The following is a 5,683-nucleotide window of genomic DNA, read 5'->3' as shown; positions in this document are numbered from 1 at the left end:
AACCAGCGAGTTGCAAATTCATTTTCAAATAAGAATACATAGTGATCATAACGATCTTTTACTAGCATGCTTCTTGGACCTGTCATCGATTCTTTTACATCTTCTTCGTTTTCAATCCAACGGGCTACCTTCGAACCAATTGGCTCCATACGAACTTCTACATTATACTCGTTTTTCATACGATGCTCGAATACTTCAAATTGAAGCTGGCCAACTGCACCAAGAATTACTTCTTCTGTATGAAGTGTTTTGTAAAATTGAATTGCACCTTCTTGTACAAGCTGCATGATACCTTTATGGAAATGCTTAGATTTTAATACATTTTTAGCAGTAACCTTTACAAACATTTCTGGCGTAAATTGAGGAAGCTTTTCATAATTAAATGCTTTTTTCCCTCCAACAACCGTATCGCCAATCTGATAATTCCCAACATCATAAAGACCAATAATATCTCCTGCTACTGCAGTTTCCACTGTTTCACGGTCATCAGCTAAAAATTGAGTAGACTGAGTGACTTTAAACGTTTTTCCAGTACGTGCCAGAGTAACAGTCATTCCACGTTCAAATTTCCCCGAAACGATACGTACAAATGCTATTCGATCTCGGTGAGCAGGATTCATATTCGCTTGAATCTTGAAGATAAAACCAGAAAAATCTTCGTTTAAAGGATTTACTTCTTCTTCAACATCTGTCATTCTCGGCTGTGGAGTTGGAGCAAACTGAAGGTATGTTTCTAGGAAGGTTTGCACACCAAAGTTAGTTAATGCACTACCAAAAAATACAGGTGTTAAATCACCAGAAAGTACTTTTTCCTTATCAAAATCGTTCCCTGCTTCGTTTAACAACATTATATCTTCCATAGCTTGCGTATAATAAGATGTTTCTTTCATAGAATGATCGACAGCTAATTCTCCCTCATCATCTAACGGAAGATATCTTTCAGATTCCTCTGTGCGGAATTGCTCAATTCGATGATTGTAACGATCATAAATCCCTAAAAATTCTTTTCCCATACCAATAGGCCAATTCATTGCATAGGATTGAATTCCAAGTACTTCCTCTAGCTCCTCCATTAATTCAAGAGGTTCTTTACCTTGTCGGTCTAATTTGTTAATGAAAGTAAAGATAGGAATACCGCGCATGCGACAAACCTTAAATAGTTTTAATGTTTGAGCCTCTATCCCTTTGGCCGCATCTACAATCATTACTGCACTATCCACAGCCATCAATGTTCTATAAGTGTCTTCACTAAAGTCCTGATGTCCAGGTGTATCTAATATATTTATACGACAATTATTAAAGTCAAATTGCATAACAGAGGATGTTACAGAAATCCCACGTTGCTTTTCAATTTCCATCCAGTCTGAAGTTGCAAATTTCCCCGATTTTTTCCCCTTTACTGTACCTGCATCACGAATAGCTCCTCCAAAATATAAAAGCTTTTCCGTTATAGTCGTTTTACCAGCATCCGGGTGGGAAATTATTGCAAAGGTTCTTCTCTTAAGTATTTCTTCTTGTAATTGTTTGTCCATATTTGTATATCTCCTTCTTATTCACTTTTTTATCATATGGATTTACTAGCAAAAATACAAGTAAAAAAAGAACTAGCAGACAATTTTACAAATTAATCGTAAAAATGTCTACTAGTATCCATTACAGAATTTCAGATTGTATATAAGAATACAATAGCTTCGCTGTATTTTCTAATGATTGAATATGCGTTCTTTCATATGCATGCGACGCTTCGATTCCTGGTCCAAACAATGCATGCTTGACATCAAAACCTGCTCTTATTGCAGCAGAAGCATCAGAACCATAGTATGGATAGATGTCTAACTTATAATCGATTCCTTCTGCCTTAGCTAGTTCTACTAGGTTTCGGGTTAATTCGTAATGATACGGCCCAGAGGAATCTTTTGCGCAAATGGAAACAGTATACTCATCCGAGGCTTGTCCATCGCCTATTGCGCCCATATCGACTGCTATATATTCCACTGTTTGTTCTGGAATGTTAGAATTGCCCCCAAATCCAATTTCCTCATTATTAGAAATATAAAAGTGTGTTGTATAAGGAATCGTCCATTTATTTTCTTTAATAGCTTTCATTAGTTGGAGTAAAAGGGCCGTACTTGCTTTGTCATCTAAATGACGTGACTTGATAAAGCCTGATTCCGTTTGCTCAAATCGAGGATCGAATGAAACAAAATCCCCAACCTCTATACCTAACTCTCTTGTTTCACTAGCATTTTTTACTATCTCATCTACTCGTACCTCAATGTTTTGCTCATCACGAGCGAGCGTAGTCGCATTTTTATATACATGAACTGTTGTTTGATGCATGAGAATGGTGCCCCGTATTTTTCTTCCATCTGCTGTATGGATTGTGCAATACTCACCTTCTACTGCGTTCCAGTTAAAGCCACCTACCATTGCAAGCTTCAATCTGCCAGAAGACTTCACTTCCTTAACCATAGCTCCCAAAGTATCGGTGTGTGCTGTCAGTAAACGATGTTTAGTATCATTTTCACCTGTAATGGTGGCAATAAGCGCTCCCTTATTAGTTCTAGTATAATTCACATCAATATCCTTTAAAAACTGCTCCATAAAGTCCATGATGTCCTTTGTATAACCGGAAGGACTAGGAATTTCCACTAATTGTTTTAGCAAAGAGACAGTCTCTTGCTCTTGAAATTTGTATGACATAATGACTCCTCCTTTATTCTTACTCCATCTTATCAAAATCTTGTATTTTCAGATACCTCTAAATAGGCTAATATAAGAAGTATCTAATCTGATAGGAGGTGGGAAAAATGGAATATATTAATATTACGAAAGATAAAAATAAATTGTTTTTCATTATTTTTTCCTGTTTTACCGTATGCCATATTATTCTGGCAACACTTTTACATAACAAGGACCTATTAATTTATCTATACGCTGGGATTGTATACCTACTCATATTGTCGTTGTTATGTTGGGTAAACTCAGAGAACCCAATTATCCAATACATTTTGTTTATAACACTCAATCTTTATCTTTTAATCTTGAATATATACAGTGACAGCGTAGTTATGATTGTATTTTTTATTTACCCAATATACATCGCAGTCATCTCTTCCAACATCGGTCCTAGAATATTATTATTCTTTATAACTATCATTGAAATTCTTGGTCTCATCTATTATAAATATGATGACTATACATATATTTTGTCCTCAGAAGATTTAATTGCTTTTATACTACTTTTAGCTATACTTATTTTCACTTCCATCTTAAATACATACTTTGACCGTAAATATTGGAATAAGATTTCCGAACTAAACACTTTTATGAGAAAAGAGCAATATTCGCGAGAAAGTTATTTACAGCTTTTTTTTGACAATGCAAAGGATAGTATTACCGTATTTGATAAAGACAATAAAATAATAGAGGTAAATCCGGCCTTTGAGGATTTATATGGTTGGAAAAGAGAAGAAGTAATAGGAAAAAGTATTTCTATTTTGTCTCCGCAATATCAGCTAGATGAAGCAAGAAAACAAGAGGTATTAAAAGGGGCCAGCTATCATTTCCTCGAAACAACTGATCGAAAAAAAGATGGAACTTATTTTGATGCCCAAATCACCTTTTCTCCTATTTATGATTATCAAAACGAGCTCATTGCTCTTTCTATTATTAGTAGAGACGTAAGCTTTAAAAAAGAAACTGAGAATTTATTACTGCAATCAGAAAAGCTAAAAGTTGCTGGGGAAATGGCTGCTGGAGTAGCTCATGAGATTCGAAACCCTATTACAGTTATATCTGGCTTTATGCAGATTATGAATGGGGACCCTACTCAGCCCTATTACCGTTACACGAAAGTAATTGAAAACGAAATTGAAAGAATCAATTACATTATTAGTGAATTCCTAGTATTAGCAAAGCCACACGCAAAATTGCCAAAGAAGTATGATTTAACTCAAACATTAGATGACCTTCTCGTTTTATTTCAACCCGAGATTAACTTGAATGGGATATTTTTGACTACTGATATTATAAAAGGTCCGATACACCTTTACGGTGAGGAGGGTCAGATGAAGCAAGTACTTATTAATCTAGTGAAAAATGCGATAGAGGCAATTTCTGACAATGGCAAAATCCATATTAGCTGTTCCATCGAGCCCCAGGATATTATCCTTATTAAAATTAGAGACAATGGAGTAGGAATGGACAAGCAGGTTGTAGAGAAAATTTTCGATCCATTTTTCTCTACTAAGATTAACGGGACAGGCCTTGGAATGATGATTTCTGAAAAAATTATTGCTGAACATGGTGGAACGATTGCCATTGAAAGCCAAAAAGGACAAGGAACTACGGTGACTATTCAGTTACCTTACACTTCAAATACAGAGGCTACGGACTAGTCTCTTCTTTTTATATCCATTGCATCAAAGACTTTCATCCCATTTGCTAAAGTAAAAATACCTTGAGAAGTGAATCTCAAGGTATTTTTACTTTAGTAGGAGTTCGCTAATTCTCAAAAATCCCCATATAATTTTATATTTGCGAAGCCAATAGCTTAAAGCCCGGTACGTCCTCCACACGAAGAGGCTTGGAATAATAGAAACCTTGGACAATTTCACAATTATGCAGCTTTAAAAACTGGATGACTTCCTCTGTTTCCACACCTTCTGCTACTACTTCTAAACCAAGACTTTTACCTATTTTTATAATAGACGACACTATTACTTCGTCTCTTTTTTCTATGATTTGATTCATAAAGACTTGATCTATTTTTAACGTATGTATAGGGAGTTCCTTTAAATAACGGAAATTTGAAAAGCCGGAACCAAAATCATCCATTGCAAGTCGAACACCGTGTTGTTTTAATTCCTCCAATATACTAGACAGCTTCCTTATATTTTTCATTAGAATGTTTTCCGTAATTTCTAATTCTAGACAATGTGGTGGAAGGCCGGTCTCATGAAGAATATATTTTACGTTTTCTGTAAAGTCATTTTGATTTAACTCAACTGGACTTATATTCACTGATATTGTACTAAAAGACAATCCCTCTTTTAACCATTGTGTAGCTTGCTTACATGCTTCCTTAAGAACATACCTACCAATAGGAATAATTAGCCCTGTCTCTTCTGCAAATGGAATATACTCATTCGGAGGAATAATATTTTTTCCCTTTCTATTCCATCTAATAAGAGCTTCATAGCCTTGAACCTTGTTGGTAATTAGATTTAATTTCGGTTGGTAGACTAGAAAGAATTCGTTCTTTTTAAGTCCCATTCGAATATCACTCTCTAAAGACAATTTATCTATATACCCTTTTTCATATTCAGATGTATACAAGACTGCTGTTCTCTTCCCTTTATCTTTCGATTCATTTAACGCTAAATCTGCAGCTCTATGTAAAGCATTATAACTATCACCGTGTTCAGGAAAGCAGGAAATTCCAATAGAGCATGAAATGTATAGCTCCATTTCATGAATGCTAAAAGGCTTTTCAATTTCTTTTAACAACAGCTGGGCATTACTTAATGAGTCTCTACAAGAATAATAGTCATCCTCTAAAAGGATAACAAACTCATCCCCGCCCATCCTATAAATCTTGGCACCTTTGTTATAGAACTTTTTCATTCTTTTAGAAACCTTTTGTAATAGCAGGTCTCCTGTAACATGACCTAGTGAGTCA

At 35.2% G+C, this 5,683-nt stretch carries 4 protein-coding genes; 1 reads left to right on the top strand and 3 read right to left on the bottom strand.

The window, feature by feature from the left end; translation table 11 throughout:
• Window positions 1-1,532 (bottom strand): peptide chain release factor 3 (locus AC06OU_RS02640; RefSeq protein WP_475853791.1); only part of this gene is annotated, 1,532 nt, incomplete at its 3' end.
• A gap of 121 nt (window positions 1,533-1,653) precedes the next feature.
• Entirely contained in the window at window positions 1,654-2,703 is a 1,050-nt protein-coding gene (locus AC06OU_RS02635; RefSeq protein WP_475853789.1) for a M42 family metallopeptidase, read from the bottom strand.
• A gap of 107 nt (window positions 2,704-2,810) precedes the next feature.
• Between AC06OU_RS02635 and AC06OU_RS02630 the strand changes: the two genes are divergently transcribed.
• A complete protein-coding gene (locus tag AC06OU_RS02630) occupies window positions 2,811-4,400 on the top strand; it encodes a two-component system sensor histidine kinase NtrB (RefSeq protein WP_475853787.1) in 1,590 nt (529 codons plus the stop codon).
• A 133-nt stretch (window positions 4,401-4,533) separates the two neighbouring features.
• Here AC06OU_RS02630 and AC06OU_RS02625 read toward each other — a convergent pair.
• Window positions 4,534-5,683 (bottom strand): putative bifunctional diguanylate cyclase/phosphodiesterase (locus AC06OU_RS02625; RefSeq protein ID WP_475853785.1); only part of this gene is annotated, 1,150 nt, incomplete at its 5' end.

The organism is Psychrobacillus sp. (genome assembly GCF_056205495.1).
The sequence above is the reverse complement of the archived record's forward strand: the minus strand, read 5'-3'. Positions and strand labels throughout refer to the sequence as shown.